Raw genomic sequence first — 14,299 nt, forward strand, 5'->3', positions numbered from 1 at the left:
TGGCGCTTCCGTCCCAATCCTTTAGCCTCGGTGTCACGGCAACGACCGTGTAGGGGAGACAATCAGGAATGCACCTTTCGGACCGCGTCACCGGTCTGTGCCTTGCGTTGCTCGGATCGCTGGCTTTCTGGGGTGGGTCGCGCCTGCCCGCCGTGCCCGGGCAGGATGTCGGGCCGGCCGCCTTTCCCATGGTCATCGGCACGGGCCTCGTCCTGTGTGGGCTGATGATCGCCTTCGGCATCGGCCACACCTTCGAAGTCGAGGAACCCGCCGAACGGGAAGAGGCACCCGGCCTCGCGAAACTCCTCGGCGGACTCGACTGGCTCGCCGCCTTCCTGCCGCCGGTGCTGCTGCTGTTCTACGTGGTCGCAGCCGACCGGCTCGGCTTCCTGATCACCGCCGCGATCATGCTGCTGGTGGCTTCGCGCGCGCTCGGGGCGTCGTGGCGGCTGGCCATCGGTGTCACGGTGCTCGCGCCGCCCTTCGTGCACCTCGTCTTCTACAAGCTGCTGCGGGTACCCCTGCCCGACGGCCCGCTCACGATGCCGTGGTGACCGCATGAACGCGCTTCTCGACGCCATCCAGATGGTCGCAACTGGCGAGGTGCTCGTCGCGATCCTGGCCTCTGCGGTCTATGGCATGGTCATAGGCGCCCTGCCCGGCCTGACCGCCACCATGGCGACCGCCCTGCTGGTGCCGGTCACCTTCTATCTGTCACCCATCGCCGCCGTCGCGACGATCATCACCTCCTCCGCCATGGCGATCTTCTCGGGCGACATCCCGGGCTGCCTGATGCGCATCCCCGGCACGCCGGCCAGCGCCGCCTATACCGACGAGGCCTATGCGCTGACGCGCAAGGGCCAGGCGGAGCTCGCGCTCGGCGCCTCGCTATGGTTCAGCGCGCTGGGCGGCATCGCCGGCACCGTCGCGCTGATGATCATGGCGCCCGCGCTCGCCGAGATGGCGCTGTCCTTTTCGACCTTCGAGTATTTCTGGCTCTCGCTGCTGGGGCTGATGTGCGCGACGCTGGTCGCGCGGTCCTCGCCGATCAAGGCGATCGCCTCGGCGCTGCTGGGGCTGCTCGTCGCCTGCGTCGGCATCGAGAATCCGGGCGGCGTGCCGCGCTTCACCTTCGGTAGCACCGATCTACTCGGGGGCATCGAGGCACTGCCCGCACTCGTCGGCGTCTTCGCGGTCAGCGAAATCATGCGCGCCATGGTCAGTGCGCCGCCGCCGCCGCTGCCCAACCGCAAGCTCGGTTCCATCCTGGCCGGCCAATGGGACCTGACGAAGCGCTTCCAGAAGCAGATGTGGCGCGGCAACGTCATCGGCGTGCTCATCGGAGCACTGCCGGGTGCCGGGGCGGACATGGCGGCCTGGGTCGCCTATGCGACATCGAAGAAGATGTCGAAGACGCCAGAGAAGTTCGGCACCGGCTATCCGGAAGGCCTGGTGGAATCCGGGGCGGCGAACAACTCGGCGCTGGCCGGCGGCTGGGTGCCCGCGCTGCTCTTCGGCATTCCGGGCGACACCATCACGGCGATCGCGATCGGCGTGCTTTATATGAAGGGGCTGAATCCGGGGCCGACGCTGTTCAGCGAAAAGGCCAGCAGCATGTACGCGCTCTACATCGTGTTCATGCTGGCGAACATCCTGATGATCCCGCTGGGCATCCTGATGATCCGCGTCTCGCGCCAGGTGCTCCGAGCACCGCGAGCAGTGGCCATGCCGCTGATCCTGCTGCTCTGCGCCGTGGGCGCCTACGCCATCGGCAACAACCCCTTCGCGGTGGTGCTGGTGGCTGCCTTCGGTGTCCTCGGCTTCGTCATGGAGCGCAACGGGTATCCGGTCGCCGCCCTCGTGCTCGGCATCGTCATGGGCACGATGGTCGAGCAGAACCTGGTCACATCCCTGATCAAGTCCGACGGCGACATCCTGCCCTTCTTCGAACGGCCGGTCGCCGCCGGGCTCGCCTTTTTCACCCTGGCCGCCATCTTCTGGCCCGCCGTGGTCTGGCTGATCCGTCGCTTGCGGCCCGCCGCGGCGGCGCGATAGCGTCGTTGCACTTCAAGGAGGAAACCAAGAAATGTCTCAGTTCACCCGCCGCGGCGCCCTCGCCGCCGGCGCCCTTGCCGGGATTGCGCCGCTCGCACGGCCGGCCCTTGGCCAGGGCAACTACCCCAGTCGCCCTGTCCAGGTCATCGTGCCCTGGGGCGCAGGCGGTGGCACCGATGCGACCGCCCGCATCGTCGCCAGCCTGCTCGAGAAGGAGATGGGACAGCCCTTCAACGTCGTGAACCGCACCGGCGGGTCCGGCGTCGTCGGCCATTCGGCGATCGCCCAGGCGGCGCCGGACGGCTACACGATCGGCATGATCACGGTCGAGATCTGCATGATGCACTGGCAGGGTCTCACCGAGCTCAAGCCGACCTCCTACACGCCGCTCGCCCTGATGAACGAGGATCCGCCCGGCGTGCAGGTGAATGCGAGTTCGCCTTATCGCGACATCAAGGCGCTGGCCGATGCGATCAAGGCATCCCGCCCGGGGCAGATGAAGGCGTCCGGCACCGGCCAGGGCGGCATCTGGCACCTCGCACTCGCCGGCTGGCTGGGCGCGATGGGGCTGCGCGCCGACCATGTGCGCTGGGTGCCGTCCAACGGCGCGGCGCCGGCGATGCAGGACCTCGCGGCCGGCGGCGTCGACATCGTCACCTGCTCGGTGCCGGAAGCGCGAGCGATCATCGAGGCGGGGCGGGCGCGCTCGCTCGCCATCATGGCGCCGCAGCGCAATCCGCAATTCCCGAACGTGCCGACGCTCAACGAGACGCTGAACATCAACTACAGCGTCGGCGCCTGGCGCGGCATCGCGGCACCGCTGAACCTGCCCACGCCGATCGCGCAGAAGCTGACGGCGTCGCTGCAGAAGGTCTGGAACAGCCAGGAGTTCAAGGACTTCATGAACGCCCGCGGCTTCGGCATGGTGTGGGGCGACGCGGACGGCTTCGCGACGCATATGCAGCGGGCCGACCAGACGCTCGGCGACGCGATGAAGGCAGCGGGGCTGGTGCGGAGCTGAGCGCGCTGTTGGAGAGGGGCGCCGCCCCTCTCCAAGCCTCTCCCCGCCATAGGCCGAAAGGCCTTTCGGTCTTTGGTGGGGTGGGGTCCCGAGGAGGGGCAAAGCCCCTCCCCGTCACACCGCGATCGCGTAGGCCGGCCGGCGCGGATCCGCCCCGGCCTCGATCAACCCCGTCGCCGGGTTGGTGCGGATCAGTTCCACGCAGCCGGCGAGCGCCGTCCAGTCCGGCCAATCGGCGATGACGTGGTCGCGCGCGGCAAGTGCCTCGCGTACCGGCGCCTCGATCCGCCCTTCCAGCGCCAGCCGGCCCGGGAAGTAGTCATGCGGCGCGGAGGAGGACGGGAAGGCGTAGGTGGCGACGCGCGGCGCCTCGATCGCCGCCTGCGGCTCCATGCCGAAATGCAGCAGGTTCAGCATCACCTGCAGCATCGCCTGCGGCTGCACGTCATTGCCCGGCGTGCCGAAAGGCATGATGCCGCCATTGGCCAGTTCGACCATGGCGGGGCTCGGCGTCAGGCGCGGGCGCTTGCCCGGCGCATAGCCCGCGGGATGCGCCGGATCGGTGCGGTTCTGCGACCCGCGGCCGGAGACCATGAGCCCCGTCCCGGGCACCAGCGGCCCGGTCCAGGACCCGTCCGACGGCGTGGCGGAGACCGCATTGCCCCACCGATCGACGACGCAGACATAGGAGGTGCCGGCCTCGACCGGCGGCTCGATCTCGCGCGACACCTCAGGATCGGCATCAGGGCCGATGCCGATGATCCGTTCCGGCATGCCGGGATGGGCTCGGGCCGGATCAATCGCCGCGGCACGACGCGCGATGTGGGCATCGGACAGCATCGTCGCGATCGGCACATCGACGAAGTTTGGATCGCCCACATGGTATTCGCGATCGGCGAAGGCGCCCTTCAGGCTCTCGGCGATGACATGCAGGTACTCCGGGCTGTTGTGCCCCAGGCCGTCAAGGCCGAAGCGCTCGGCGATGCGCAGCGCCTCCAGCAGCACCGGCCCCTGGCACCATGGGCCGCAGCCCAGCAGGCGGTTGCCGCGCCAATCGACGGACAGCACCGGCTCCAGCGGCGAGTGGTAGTTCGCCATGTCGGACATGGTGAGGAAGCCGCCCTCGCGCGCCTGGAAGGCGGTGATCTCGCGCGCCAGGTCGCCGCGGTAGAAGGCGTCGTGGGCAGCCTGGAGACCGGCCTCCCGACCCTTGCCGGACGCCGCCTTCTCCTGGTCGATCATGTAGCCGATGGATTTCGCCAGATCGGCCTGGACGAATTTCTCGCCCACCTTGGGTGGCTTGCCGCCGGGCTGGAAGATCTCGGCGTTGTAAGCCCAACGCGCATAGTCGGCCGCGCGCTTGTCAAGGTTGTTGGCCAGGACCGCATAGACCGCGAAGCCGTCGGCCGCGAAGCGCATCGCAGGCGCCGCGACATCGGCGAAGGACATCGTGCCGTGGCGGCGCAACGCACTGATCCAGGCATCGGGCGCGGCCGGCACCACGGTGCGCAGCACGCCGGGCGGCATCTTCCCGCCGTGCTTCTCGCGGAACAGGTCGGGCGGGATGGAAGCGGGCCAAGGGCCGAGGCCCGCAATCGTCTCAACCGTCCCATCGGCCATGCGGATCATGATCGGCGCGACGCCGGCAAAGCTGACGATGTCCGGATGCAGCACGCCGAGCGCGATGCCGGCGGTGCAGGCGGCATCCACCGCGTTGCCGCCGCCTTCGAGCACCGAGAAGGCCGCGGCGGCCGCGAGGTAATGACCGGCCGAAACCGCATGGCGCGTGCCGGTGATGGTGGGGCGCGTCAGGGGCATGGTGGCCTCCCTCCTCAATCCGGCTTGGCGCCGGAGCGATGCACGACATCCGTCCAGCGGCGGATCTCCACCGGCAGGAAAGCCGTGAACTCCGCGGCGGTCGAGCTGCGCGGGCGCATGCCGGCCGTCGCCATCACCTCGCGGAAGGCGTCGGATTCGGTCGCGCGGCGGATCGCCTCGCTGGCCTCGGCGACGATCTCGGGCGGCGTGCCGGCGGGCATGACGAAGCCGATCCAGCCGCTCGCCTCATAGGCCGGGTAGCCGGCCTCGGCGAAGGTCGGCACGTCGGGCAGCAGCGGATCGCGGCCGCTGCCGGTCGTCGCCAGCGCACGGATGCGCCCGTCCCGGATACCCGGGATCAGTGCGTTGATGGTGTTGAAGGTCATGTCCACCTGGCCGCCGAGCAGATCGGTGATGGCCGGTGGTGAACCACGATAGGGGACGTGGACGATCTCCACACCCGCGGTCAGGCGGAACAGCTCGCCTGCCATGTGCGTGGAAGATCCGCTGCCGGCCGAGGCCCAGGTCAGCGTCCCCGGCGCCGCCTTCGCGGCTGCCACCACTTCGGCGACGGAGTGGAATCGCGAATCCGCCCGTACGCCGAGGGCACAGTCGTTCGAGGCGCCGAGCCCGAGCGGTGCGAAGGAGGTCAGCGAATCATAGGGGATGTTCGGCATCATCGCCGGCGAGATCGCAAGCGAGGAGGAATTCACCACCCCCATCGTATAGCCGTCGCGCGCCGCCTTCGCGAGCACATCAGTGCCGATGGTCCCGCCGGCGCCGACGCGGTTCTCGACCACCACCGGCACGCCCCAGGCCTCCTGCAACAGGCGGGAGACGGTGCGGCCGACGATGTCCATCCCCGAGCCCGGCGCGGCCGGGATGATCATGCGCACCGGACGGTTGGGCCAAGCCTGGCCCTGCGCCAGGGCAAGCCGTGGCGCCAGTGCCAACCCCGCCGCCACTCCCAGCCAGTGCCGCCGTCCGGACCCGCGCGGCGGGCCAACCGGATGGCTGAAAGCAGGGAGCGGGCGGGGTTGGGTCATGGCTGGGCCTCGAAGGCTAGGCCCGGTGAGTGTGGACCTCTTCGCAGACGCAGCAAGAGCCAATCTGCAACCGTCCTGTCACCGCCCCTTGAAGACCGGCTTCCGCTTGTCGGCGAAAGCGGCGAGCGCCTCCTTCGTGTCCTCGGTCTTCGCCAGCAGCGCCGTCTGGGTCTGCTCGTAGCGATAGCCTTCGTGCAGCGGCATGTACTCGTTCAGCGTAAAGGCGCGCTTGGCGGCCTCGACCGCGAGCGGCACCTTGCCCGCGATCTCCCGCGCCATGGCCTGCGCCGCGGGCAGGAGGTCGTCCTTCGGGTAGCAGCCGGAGGCGACGTTCATGCGCAGCAGGTCGGGACCGTAGAGCCGCCGTGCCGTCATCAGGAACATGCGCGCATCGGACTGGCCGAAATGCCGCAGCACGTGCTTCACGCCACCGGCCAGGCCGACATCGACCTCGGTCATGGACATGAAGCCTTCCTCGGCGACCAGAATGATGTCGCAGACCAGGGCAAGCACGCAGCCCGCCCCGATCGCTGCGCCATTCACGGCTGCGATTACCGGCTTGCCGCATTCCATGACGCAGTCGAAGCCGCCGCGCACTGCACGGCTGTGCCGCGGGAAGGCGCCCGGCTTCGACGCATCCGGCCGGTCCTTCAGATCCGCCCCGGCCGAGAAGGTCTTGCCCGCGCCGGTCAACACGATGGCGCGCACCTCCGGCGTTTCGTGCAACACGTCAAAGACGCGCATCACCTCCTCGCGGAAGACGCCGTTCTGCGCATTGACCGGCGCGCGGTCCATGAAGACCGTTGCCACGCCGTCGGCAACCTCGATGCGGAAGACCGTCAGATCCTCCAGTCCCGGCAATGCGGTCATGCGGTAAAGGCCACGCCCTTCTCGGGCACCACGACCTTGGCATTGGCGCCGTTCATCTCCGCCACGAAACCCGACGCATCCGGCAGCAGCAGGCCGAAGGTCGCGTAGTGGCAGGGGATTGCCGTGCGCAGGCTGGGCAGGAAGCGCTTGACCGCCAGGGCGGCGCTGCGCGGGCCCATGGTGAAGCGGTCGCCACAGGGCACCATGGCGATGGCGGGCTTATAGAGCTCGTCGATCAGCGCCATGTCCGAGAAGATGTCGGTGTCGCCCATGTGATAGACGACCGGTTCCGCCTTGTCCTTCGGTGTCACCACGATGCCGTTCGGCAGGCCGAGGCATTGCGACACGCCATTCGCATCGATCTCCGACGAGGAATGGAAGGCGATGGTCAGCGAGACGGAGAACTCGCCCTGATCCGTCGTGCCGCCCGTGTTCATGGGGTCGAGCTTCTCGATCCCCTGGCGCGCGAGATACATGGCGAGATCGTAGTTGGTCACCAGCTTCGCGCCGGTGCGCTTGCAGATCGCGACGGTGTCGCCGATGTGGTCGCCATGGCCATGCGTCAGCAGCACATGCGTGGCACCGGCGCTCGCCGCTTCCGCATCGCCGCCGAAGGCCGGATTGCCGGTGAGGAACGGGTCGATCATCACGACCGAGGAACCGAATTCCAGGCGGAAGGCCGAATGGCCGAACCAGGTGATCTTCATGCGGAAGTCTCCGTTAGTCAGGGGAAGGTCATTCGGATCGTGTCGGCGATCAGGGCCGGCTTGTCCTTGCCCTCGATTTCCATGGTCGCGCGCACCACGATCCGGTGCGTGCCGTTCGCGCCGTCATCCACCGAAACCAGGGCCTGGCGGAGCCGCACGCGGTCCCCGGCCTGGACGGGGTTGACGATGCGCACCTTGTCGGACCCGTAGTTCAGCGTGCGCGACGGCCAAGTCACCTTGTAGACGCCGGCGCCGAGCTTCGGCAGCAGCGACAGCAGCAGATACCCATGCGCAATGGTCTTGCCGCCCGGCATCTCGGTGCGGGCACGGTCGACATCGACATGAATCCATTGATGGTCGCCGGTGACGTCGGCGAATTTGTCGATCATCTCCTGCGTCACCTCAAGCCACTCGCCGACGCCGAGTTCCTGGCCGATCAGCGCCTTCAGCGCCTCCGGCGTTGCCACTTCGCGCATGCGTTCCTCCGTGCTGGCGGCGCGGAGTGTCGTGCGGGGCCGCGTCGCGATCAACCCCGCTTCCGGGACGATCCGGGTCGCCCTAGCCTGACGCGATGGATCTCCGCCCGGGCACGCCCCGCTTCATCGCCGCCATGGTGGCAGCCCAGGTTCTGACCCAGATCGGGGCCTTCACCCTGCCGGCGCTGCTGCCGGTCTATATCGACCGCTGGTCGCTGTCGGGCACGGAGGCCGGCTGGCTGATCGGCGTCTTCTTCGCCGCCTATGTCCCCGCCGTCCCCGTGCTGCTGGCGCTGACGGACCGCGTGCCGGCGCGGCGGATCTACCTGGTGGGCACCGGGGCGACGGCGCTCGCGCATCTCGGCTTCGGCCTGCTGGCGACGGATTTCTGGTCCGGGCTGACATTCCGCGCCCTGGCCGGAGTCGGCTGGGCGGGTGCCTACATGCCGGGACTGAAGGCGATCGCCGATCCGCTGACCGGCCCGGCGCAGTCGCGCGCCGTGTCCTGGCACGCGGCGGGGGTGGGGTTCGCCGGCGCCTTCTCCTTCGCCCTGGCGGGTGTCGTCGCCGCGCTGGCCGGACCGGAGGCCGCCTTCATCACCGGCGGCACCCTCGCCGCCGGTGCTTTCGCCATCGCGCTGCTGATCCTGCCGGACACGCCGCCACCGCCGCGCGCGGTTGGCGGAAAGCTCCTCGACTTCCGGCCCGTGCTGCGCAACCGGCGCGCCATGGCCTGGGTCGCCGGCTATTGCGTGCATACGCTGGAACTGGCGGTGCTGCGGGCCTGGGGCGTTACCTTCCTTGCCGCATCCTTCGCGGTGTCGGCTCCCCCGACCTGGCTGCCCGGGCCGACGGTGCTGTTCACCATCGCGGGGCTGGTCGGCAATGCCGTGTCCATCGCCGGCAACGAAGCCTCTGAGGCGCTGGGCCGCGGGCGGGTGGTAACGATCGCGATGCTGTCGGGCGCGGCGCTGTCGCTCGCCACGGGCTTCGCTGCGGGGGCACCGGCGCTGCTCGTCCTCGCCTTGGTGCTGACGTGGAATGCGGCGATCTACGTGGACAGCTCAGCGCTCACGGCCGGCACGGTGCAGGCCTCCGATCCCGCGCTGCGGGGTGCGACGATGGGGCTGCATTCCATGGCGGGCTATGCGGGTGGCTTCGTCGGGCCGCTGCTGTGCGGGGCGTTACTGGATCTTGCCGGCGGAGAAGGTTCCCTCGCCTGGGGCCTCGCCTTCGGTCACGTCGCGCTGATCACCCTGGCCGGGCTGGTCGTGCTGCGCCGCCTCGGCCGCGCCGGGTAGCGTCGTATCGTCGGGTCCTGCCGATGACCTCTCAGCGGCAAGACCCGACGGTACGGCGCGCGGGGTTGGAGGGGCGGCCGCGCGCGAAATCAAGGCTCTGATGCCGATTCAGCCGTTAGGCTGGCCGGTATCAGTCCGCCGCGAAGCAGTAGAACAGGCCCGACCCGCCCGTGGCCGGCAGCGCATCCTGCCCGCAACCGCGCGTGGGATGGGACGCGTTCCACGACCGCGACGCCGAATCGTCGCCCAGGCCGAGCCGGTCGTGATGCCCGACCATCGCCGCGCCGTCGGGCCCGGAATAGGTCCAGTTGCGGCAGGTCATGTCCGGGCTGGCCGGCAGCGCCGTGCCGTCGGGCGCGGAGCCGGTGAGGATATCATGGGTGTTCGGCGTATCGCCGCGCCCGTTCACCGGGGCCCCGCGCTCAGTGACCGCGGTCTGCTTGGTCAGGCCGTTCGCGCCGTGCAGTTCCTCGATATTGTTGGCGACGACCGCGCCCGCGGCGTTGCGCCAGGGGCCGCGACCGATGCGGTCGCGTGCGTTCACCGCCGGGCTGGTGGGCGTCGCGCTGGTGGACAGATAGGCGCGCCAGTTGCGCGGCCCCATGCCGGTCGCCAGCGCCAGCGCCTGGCAATGCGCATCCGCGCCCGCCAGCCCACCGAGGTCGCCACCGCGCCCCGGTCCGACGCTGGTGACGAAGAAGGTCATCTGCCCCGGCTGGGGCGGCTGGGTGCTGGTCTGGGCCAGCGCGGCCGTGCCGGAGCAGGCCAGGGCCACAAGGGCGAGGCGAAGCCGCGTCATGCTGATCCTCCCGTCCGGCGCCTCATCGCGTGGGCGCCAGGGGCGGGAGCATGCCGCGATTCCCGACGCGGCACGACCCCCGTGCTCAGGCCACCAGCGCGAGCACGGTGAACAGCGCCCCGACCACGGCGACGGTCGCCCCGGCGGTCGCGCGCAGCCGCGGCATCCGCGGCGCCAGACGCCGGGCCAGCGCCATGATCCCGAGCCCGAGCGCCGCCTGCGCCAGCGCCAGGCCGGCGAGGTAGGCGACCAGCGGCGTCGCCTCCGCGCCGATGATGGCTTCGGCGAAGGCATGTCCGTGGAACAGCCCCGCCAGGCCGAAGGCGGCCGGCAACAGCATCGCCGGTACGTCCCGCCACAGCAGCGCCAGCCCGGCGGCGAGTACCGACAGGGCGACGATCGCCTCGACCGGGCCGAGACCCATCCCCGCCATATGCACCAGGCTGCCGAAGAAGCCGCCCAGCACGAAGACCAGGATGGACAACACCCCGATGCCGGTCGACAGGCCCGCGGCCAGGATGCCGGCGGCGACCAGGAAGGCCAGGTGGTCCGCCCCGATCACCGGATGCGCGATGCCGGAGACGAAGCCCTGCCAAACCGTGGAAGGCGTGGTGCCGCCCATGGCGTGATGGGCGAAGGCCGGCAGCGGCATCAGGGCGAGCAGGGTGGCGAGGCGTTTCATGGCAGTCTCCTTGTTCCAGCCATGCTCGCCGCTGCGACGCGCGGCTGCAAGGGCAGGCGCGGCGGACTACATCAGGTGGGATGCTGGCCCAGGAACCCGTCATTCGCCTGACCGCCTTCGCCGCCGTGCTGCTGGCCATGGCGCTGCTGGAGCACGCCTTCCCGCGGCGGCCGCAGCGCCTCGGCTGGCGGCGCTGGCCGTCGAATCTCGGGCTGGTGGCGCTCTCCGCGATCATGCTGCGGCTCATCGCCCCTGCCGGCGTGGTGGGCGTCGCGCTCTGGGCCGAGGCGCGGGGGATCGGCCTGTTCCCGGCATTCGGCCTGCCGTTCTGGGTGGCGGCGCCCGCATCGGTGCTGCTGCTGGACCTGCTGGTCTATGGCCAGCACCGGCTGTTCCACGCCGTGCCGGTGCTGTGGCGGATGCATCGGGTGCACCATGCGGATCCGGAGCTCGATGCCTCCTCCGGTCTGCGCTTCCATCCGGCGGAGATGCTGCTCTCGCTCGGCATCAAGGGGTTGGGCGCGGTTGCGCTCGGCGCGCCGCCGGAGGCCGTGCTGGCCTTCGAGGTGCTCCTGAACGCGACGAGCCTCTTTTCTCACGCGAATCTCGCCATGCCCGCTCGGCTCGATCGCGTGCTGCGGCTGTTGCTGGTCACGCCGGACATGCACCGCATCCACCACTCGGAAATCCCGGCGGAAACGGACAGCGATTTCGGCTTCTGCCTGTCCTGCTGGGACCGGATCTTCGGGACGTATCGTGCGGAACCCGAACGCGGCCAGCTCGGCATGGTGATCGGCGTCGAGGGGTTCCGCGCCGATGCGGCGCAGCGGTTGGACCGGCTGCTGGTCCAGCCGCTGAAGGCTGAGCCCTAGCAGGCTGCGAAGACGCTGGCCGGTGCCTTTCCGCGCGGGATTCGTCCGCGTCTCGCCCCGATGCAGCAACATCGAGGCTTCAGCACATCCTGTCCTGCCCGAAAATTCGCTCGCCCATCCACAGCCGCGAGTTTCTCCGCAGCCTGCTAGATCGGGCAAACCCCGGCCTCGCATTGCAGCCGGGCGAGATCGACTGCCTCGGCGACGCCGGGATCGCGAATGCCGGCGACGATGGAGCGGAAGCAATCCTCCGGCACTTCCTGTTCGGGCAGGTATTCGTAGCCGAGGTCGCGATCGGGCCGCGACGGCAGCACGGCGCAGCAGCGCAGATGCGGCTGATGCGCCCGCAGCAGGTCGCGGAACGCCTCCAGCCCCACGCGATCCGTCGCGATTTTCAGCGTGTAGGAGACCTGGTTGCCGCGCTCCGCCCCGATCCAGTGGCGTTCCAGCAGCATCAGCCAGTGGTATTGCTCCTCCGGCGTCGCTTCCGGTGCCGTCACCAGACGGTCGCCGATGCCGAGGCGCTGGATCAGCGGCAGGGTCGGGAAGCCGACGATGGTCACGCCGGGGAAGGTCTCCAGGTCGCGTGTCGGATAGCCCCGCGCGGCGTAGTCGGCGACCAGCGGATCGCCATCCGGCCCGCCGCGGAACTGGACCCAGCGCAGATATTGCCGGCGCGGCGGCAGATGCGCGCCCTCGGTCAGGCCGAACAGCTTGCTGGTCGTGCCCGCCGGCTTGATCGTCGTCACCGTGGCCGGCGGCACCATGCCCAGGGACTGCGCATAGGCCGTCGCTTCCTCCTTGGCGATCGCGGACAGCCGGGCCAGCGCCTGCCAGAAGGGCTGGGCGCGCGCCTCGTCGATCAGGTCGCGGAAGCCCAGGCCGAAGCGTGCCCAGGCCCATTCGTGCAGCCCGGTCGGCCCGATACCGATGCGATCGGTGCGCGCCACCTCCGCCGCATAGAGCGCATCCATCCGATTCACCCGGATCAGGAAGCGCACGCCGAGACGCACAGCATCCTCCATCCGCGCATCCCACTCCTGCGCGACATGCTCCGGCACGGCGCCGGGGGTGAGGCTGTGCAGCGGCACCGGACAGGCGAGCAGCGGCGCGAAATCGGAGATCACGCAATAGCCGCCTGTCACATGCAGGACGACCTCCCCGCAGGGATTGGTGGTGACGGGGAAGATGGTGGTCGCTGCGCGGTGCGCGACCTCCTCCAGCAGCGCCGCGCCGGCGCCGATGGCGTAGCGGGCGGACCCGGCCTCGGCGGTCGCGGGCTTCTGCCGCGCGAAGCCCGTCCGCACGTCCTCGAGCCGATCGCCGTTGATGAAGCCCGGCTCGCCATTGATATAGGCGCAGGCCGTCGCCGCCTGGAACAGCGCCTTGGCGTGACGGGTGAGTGGCTCGTCATCGTCGCGATCCAGTCGCGCCCAGAATTCCGCATCGACCATCAGCGAGTGGTTCGCGGTCCACAGACCGCCTTCCGCCTTCAGCCGCACGAAGCGCAGCGCGCCGGAATCGCGCCAGGATTTCGTCGCCATGCGCGCGGCACGGCGGGCACCGCCGACCTGCACCTCCGTCGAGAGGATATGATCCACCCGCAACGCCTGCTCCCAGGGGCGCAGCGCGTCGCCGGCACGGTCGCGATCGCGCGCGGCCTCGATCACTTCCCGCCGCAGGCCGATGAAGGCGCGCAGCAGCGACAGCGGCCCCGAGGCCGGCCGCCCCTGCATGCCGCGGATCGGCGCACCGAGCGGGCGGATGCCCGACAGGTCCAGCAGCAGCACGCGCTTGCGCTCACGCCGGAAGGCCATGGCCTCCAGCGTCTCGACAGCGCGCGCCCAGCCTTCGCGCGTATCGGCGATGGCGTGGCGCACGGCGTCCTGCGGCACGCGCGACAGGTCATGCACCAGTTCGCGCGCGAGGAAGGCGCGCACATCGGCCTCCTCGGTGCCGTTGAAGGCGTCGAGGCCCATGCCCCAGCGCAGCAGCCCGAACTCCACGCCGAAGCGATGCAGCGCAGCACGGTCGCGCGGCCAGTCGGGATGGGTGGGGGCGAGATAGAGTAGCAGCTCGGGCGCCTCGCCCCAATCCACGGGGCAAAGATCGTCGTCATAGGCCCGCCCCACCCCCGCCCCGTTCAGCAGCAGGTAGAATTTGGTGAAGGAGGCGCCGGCGGTGGCGCAGTTGGTGAAGACCTCCATGTTGCGCCGGGGCTGGTCAGCATCACCGTGCTGGAGATGTCGGCCGGAGGTGATCAGCGCGCCGGACGCGATCGCGTTGCGCAGCCGCGCGCGCTCGCAATGCTCGGCGCGCGTCAGGATGCGTCCGAGCAGAGCCATGTTCCCGACCGCGACACGATCGGCAACGCGCTCGAAATCCTCATGGTCGGAGGGGCGCAGCACGGTGCGCCGCGCTACCGCGAGACCCATGCCCGGGTCGAAGGCACGGGCGGGCTGCGGGGCCTCGCTAAAGGCCGCACCGGGGGGCACGGCATCGAGAGGTGGTGCGGGGGTGAAGCCGTCCATCGTCTCCTCGGCCGCCGTTCGGGGGGATGGTCCGGCAGCCGTCACAATATAGCGGGTCGCGACTCGGTTTCCCACCATATCTCGCGTTCGTGCGGGCATGGACATGGGGCGGCCCGGCGCT

At 69.8% G+C, this 14,299-nt stretch carries 13 protein-coding genes; 5 read left to right on the forward strand and 8 right to left on the reverse strand.

The genetic code is table 11. From position 1 onward, the window contains the following. Positions 1-68 precede the first annotated feature (68 nt). From KPL78_RS14390 to KPL78_RS14400, 3 genes are read left to right on the forward strand one after another with little or no spacing between them, the layout of a single operon-like run. Positions 69-554, forward strand: a complete 486-nt coding sequence (locus KPL78_RS14390) for a tripartite tricarboxylate transporter TctB family protein (RefSeq protein WP_219763641.1) — start codon at positions 69-71, stop codon at positions 552-554. A 4-nt stretch (positions 555-558) separates the two neighbouring features. Beyond that, the gene (locus tag KPL78_RS14395; RefSeq protein ID WP_219763642.1) at positions 559-2,055 is read left to right on the forward strand and encodes a tripartite tricarboxylate transporter permease; all 1,497 of its coding nucleotides are present in this window, start codon (positions 559-561) and stop codon (positions 2,053-2,055) included. Positions 2,056-2,086: 31 nt separating this feature from the next. After that, positions 2,087-3,076, forward strand: coding sequence for a tripartite tricarboxylate transporter substrate binding protein (locus KPL78_RS14400; protein ID WP_219763643.1), 990 nt, complete (start codon positions 2,087-2,089; stop codon positions 3,074-3,076). A 114-nt stretch (positions 3,077-3,190) separates the two neighbouring features. Here the strand turns inward: KPL78_RS14400 and KPL78_RS14405 are convergent, their stop codons facing one another. The 5 genes from KPL78_RS14405 to KPL78_RS14425 form a co-directional block, all read right to left on the reverse strand. Next, positions 3,191-4,894, reverse strand: a complete 1,704-nt coding sequence (locus KPL78_RS14405) for a gamma-glutamyltransferase family protein (protein WP_219763644.1) — start codon at positions 4,892-4,894, stop codon at positions 3,191-3,193. Between the two features lie 14 nt (positions 4,895-4,908). Further along, positions 4,909-5,940 (reverse strand): Bug family tripartite tricarboxylate transporter substrate binding protein, encoded by a 1,032-nt coding sequence (locus tag KPL78_RS14410; RefSeq protein WP_219763645.1) that lies wholly within the window; start codon positions 5,938-5,940, stop codon positions 4,909-4,911. Positions 5,941-6,018: 78 nt separating this feature from the next. Then, positions 6,019-6,810: an enoyl-CoA hydratase/isomerase family protein gene (locus KPL78_RS14415; protein WP_219763646.1), complete on the reverse strand. Its 792-nt coding sequence runs from the start codon at positions 6,808-6,810 to the stop codon at positions 6,019-6,021. Next, the gene (locus KPL78_RS14420) at positions 6,807-7,517 is read right to left on the reverse strand and encodes a metal-dependent hydrolase (RefSeq protein ID WP_219763647.1); all 711 of its coding nucleotides are present in this window, start codon (positions 7,515-7,517) and stop codon (positions 6,807-6,809) included. The genes KPL78_RS14415 and KPL78_RS14420 overlap by 4 nt, the downstream gene beginning before the upstream one ends. Before the next feature lie 17 nt (positions 7,518-7,534). Further along, on the reverse strand, positions 7,535-7,993 hold the full coding sequence (locus tag KPL78_RS14425) for a MaoC family dehydratase (RefSeq protein WP_219763648.1): 459 nt from the start codon (positions 7,991-7,993) through the stop codon (positions 7,535-7,537). A 95-nt stretch (positions 7,994-8,088) separates the two neighbouring features. On the opposite strand from KPL78_RS14425, the gene KPL78_RS14430 reads away from it, so the two are divergent. After that, entirely contained in the window at positions 8,089-9,294 is a 1,206-nt protein-coding gene (locus KPL78_RS14430) for an MFS transporter (RefSeq protein ID WP_219763649.1), read from the forward strand. 130 nt (positions 9,295-9,424) lie between these two features. Here KPL78_RS14430 and KPL78_RS14435 read toward each other — a convergent pair whose 3' ends face one another. Together KPL78_RS14435 and KPL78_RS14440 are read right to left on the reverse strand one after the other, a co-directional pair. Continuing rightward, positions 9,425-10,093 (reverse strand): hypothetical protein, encoded by a 669-nt coding sequence (locus KPL78_RS14435; RefSeq protein ID WP_219763650.1) that lies wholly within the window; start codon positions 10,091-10,093, stop codon positions 9,425-9,427. Positions 10,094-10,178: 85 nt separating this feature from the next. Further along, positions 10,179-10,775: a HupE/UreJ family protein gene (locus tag KPL78_RS14440; protein WP_219763651.1), complete on the reverse strand. Its 597-nt coding sequence runs from the start codon at positions 10,773-10,775 to the stop codon at positions 10,179-10,181. An 80-nt stretch (positions 10,776-10,855) separates the two neighbouring features. Between KPL78_RS14440 and KPL78_RS14445 the strand changes: the two genes are divergently transcribed. After that, positions 10,856-11,647 (forward strand): sterol desaturase family protein, encoded by a 792-nt coding sequence (locus tag KPL78_RS14445; RefSeq protein WP_219763652.1) that lies wholly within the window; start codon positions 10,856-10,858, stop codon positions 11,645-11,647. A gap of 146 nt (positions 11,648-11,793) precedes the next feature. Here KPL78_RS14445 and KPL78_RS14450 read toward each other — a convergent pair whose 3' ends face one another. After that, positions 11,794-14,178 (reverse strand): recombinase, encoded by a 2,385-nt coding sequence (locus KPL78_RS14450; RefSeq protein ID WP_219763653.1) that lies wholly within the window; start codon positions 14,176-14,178, stop codon positions 11,794-11,796. Positions 14,179-14,299 lie beyond the last annotated feature (121 nt).

This window comes from Roseomonas alba (assembly GCF_019430885.1).
Lineage (GTDB): Bacteria > Pseudomonadota > Alphaproteobacteria > Acetobacterales > Acetobacteraceae > Neoroseomonas > Neoroseomonas alba.

What these genes read in the sequence shown, in the direction of transcription:
- KPL78_RS14390 (WP_219763641.1), top strand. Translation starts at nt 69, where the DNA reads ATGCACCTTTCGGACCGCGTCACCGGTCTGTGCCTTGCGTTGCTCGGA.
- KPL78_RS14395 (WP_219763642.1), top strand. Translation starts at nt 559, where the DNA reads ATGAACGCGCTTCTCGACGCCATCCAGATGGTCGCAACTGGCGAGGTG.
- KPL78_RS14400 (WP_219763643.1), top strand. Translation starts at nt 2,087, where the DNA reads ATGTCTCAGTTCACCCGCCGCGGCGCCCTCGCCGCCGGCGCCCTTGCC.
- KPL78_RS14405 (WP_219763644.1), bottom strand. Translation starts at nt 4,894, where the DNA reads ATGCCCCTGACGCGCCCCACCATCACCGGCACGCGCCATGCGGTTTCG.
- KPL78_RS14410 (WP_219763645.1), bottom strand. Translation starts at nt 5,940, where the DNA reads ATGACCCAACCCCGCCCGCTCCCTGCTTTCAGCCATCCGGTTGGCCCG.
- KPL78_RS14415 (WP_219763646.1), bottom strand. Translation starts at nt 6,810, where the DNA reads ATGACCGCATTGCCGGGACTGGAGGATCTGACGGTCTTCCGCATCGAG.
- KPL78_RS14420 (WP_219763647.1), bottom strand. Translation starts at nt 7,517, where the DNA reads ATGAAGATCACCTGGTTCGGCCATTCGGCCTTCCGCCTGGAATTCGGT.
- KPL78_RS14425 (WP_219763648.1), bottom strand. Translation starts at nt 7,993, where the DNA reads ATGCGCGAAGTGGCAACGCCGGAGGCGCTGAAGGCGCTGATCGGCCAG.
- KPL78_RS14430 (WP_219763649.1), top strand. Translation starts at nt 8,089, where the DNA reads ATGGATCTCCGCCCGGGCACGCCCCGCTTCATCGCCGCCATGGTGGCA.
- KPL78_RS14435 (WP_219763650.1), bottom strand. Translation starts at nt 10,093, where the DNA reads ATGACGCGGCTTCGCCTCGCCCTTGTGGCCCTGGCCTGCTCCGGCACG.
- KPL78_RS14440 (WP_219763651.1), bottom strand. Translation starts at nt 10,775, where the DNA reads ATGAAACGCCTCGCCACCCTGCTCGCCCTGATGCCGCTGCCGGCCTTC.
- KPL78_RS14445 (WP_219763652.1), top strand. Translation starts at nt 10,856, where the DNA reads ATGCTGGCCCAGGAACCCGTCATTCGCCTGACCGCCTTCGCCGCCGTG.
- KPL78_RS14450 (WP_219763653.1), bottom strand. Translation starts at nt 14,178, where the DNA reads ATGGACGGCTTCACCCCCGCACCACCTCTCGATGCCGTGCCCCCCGGT.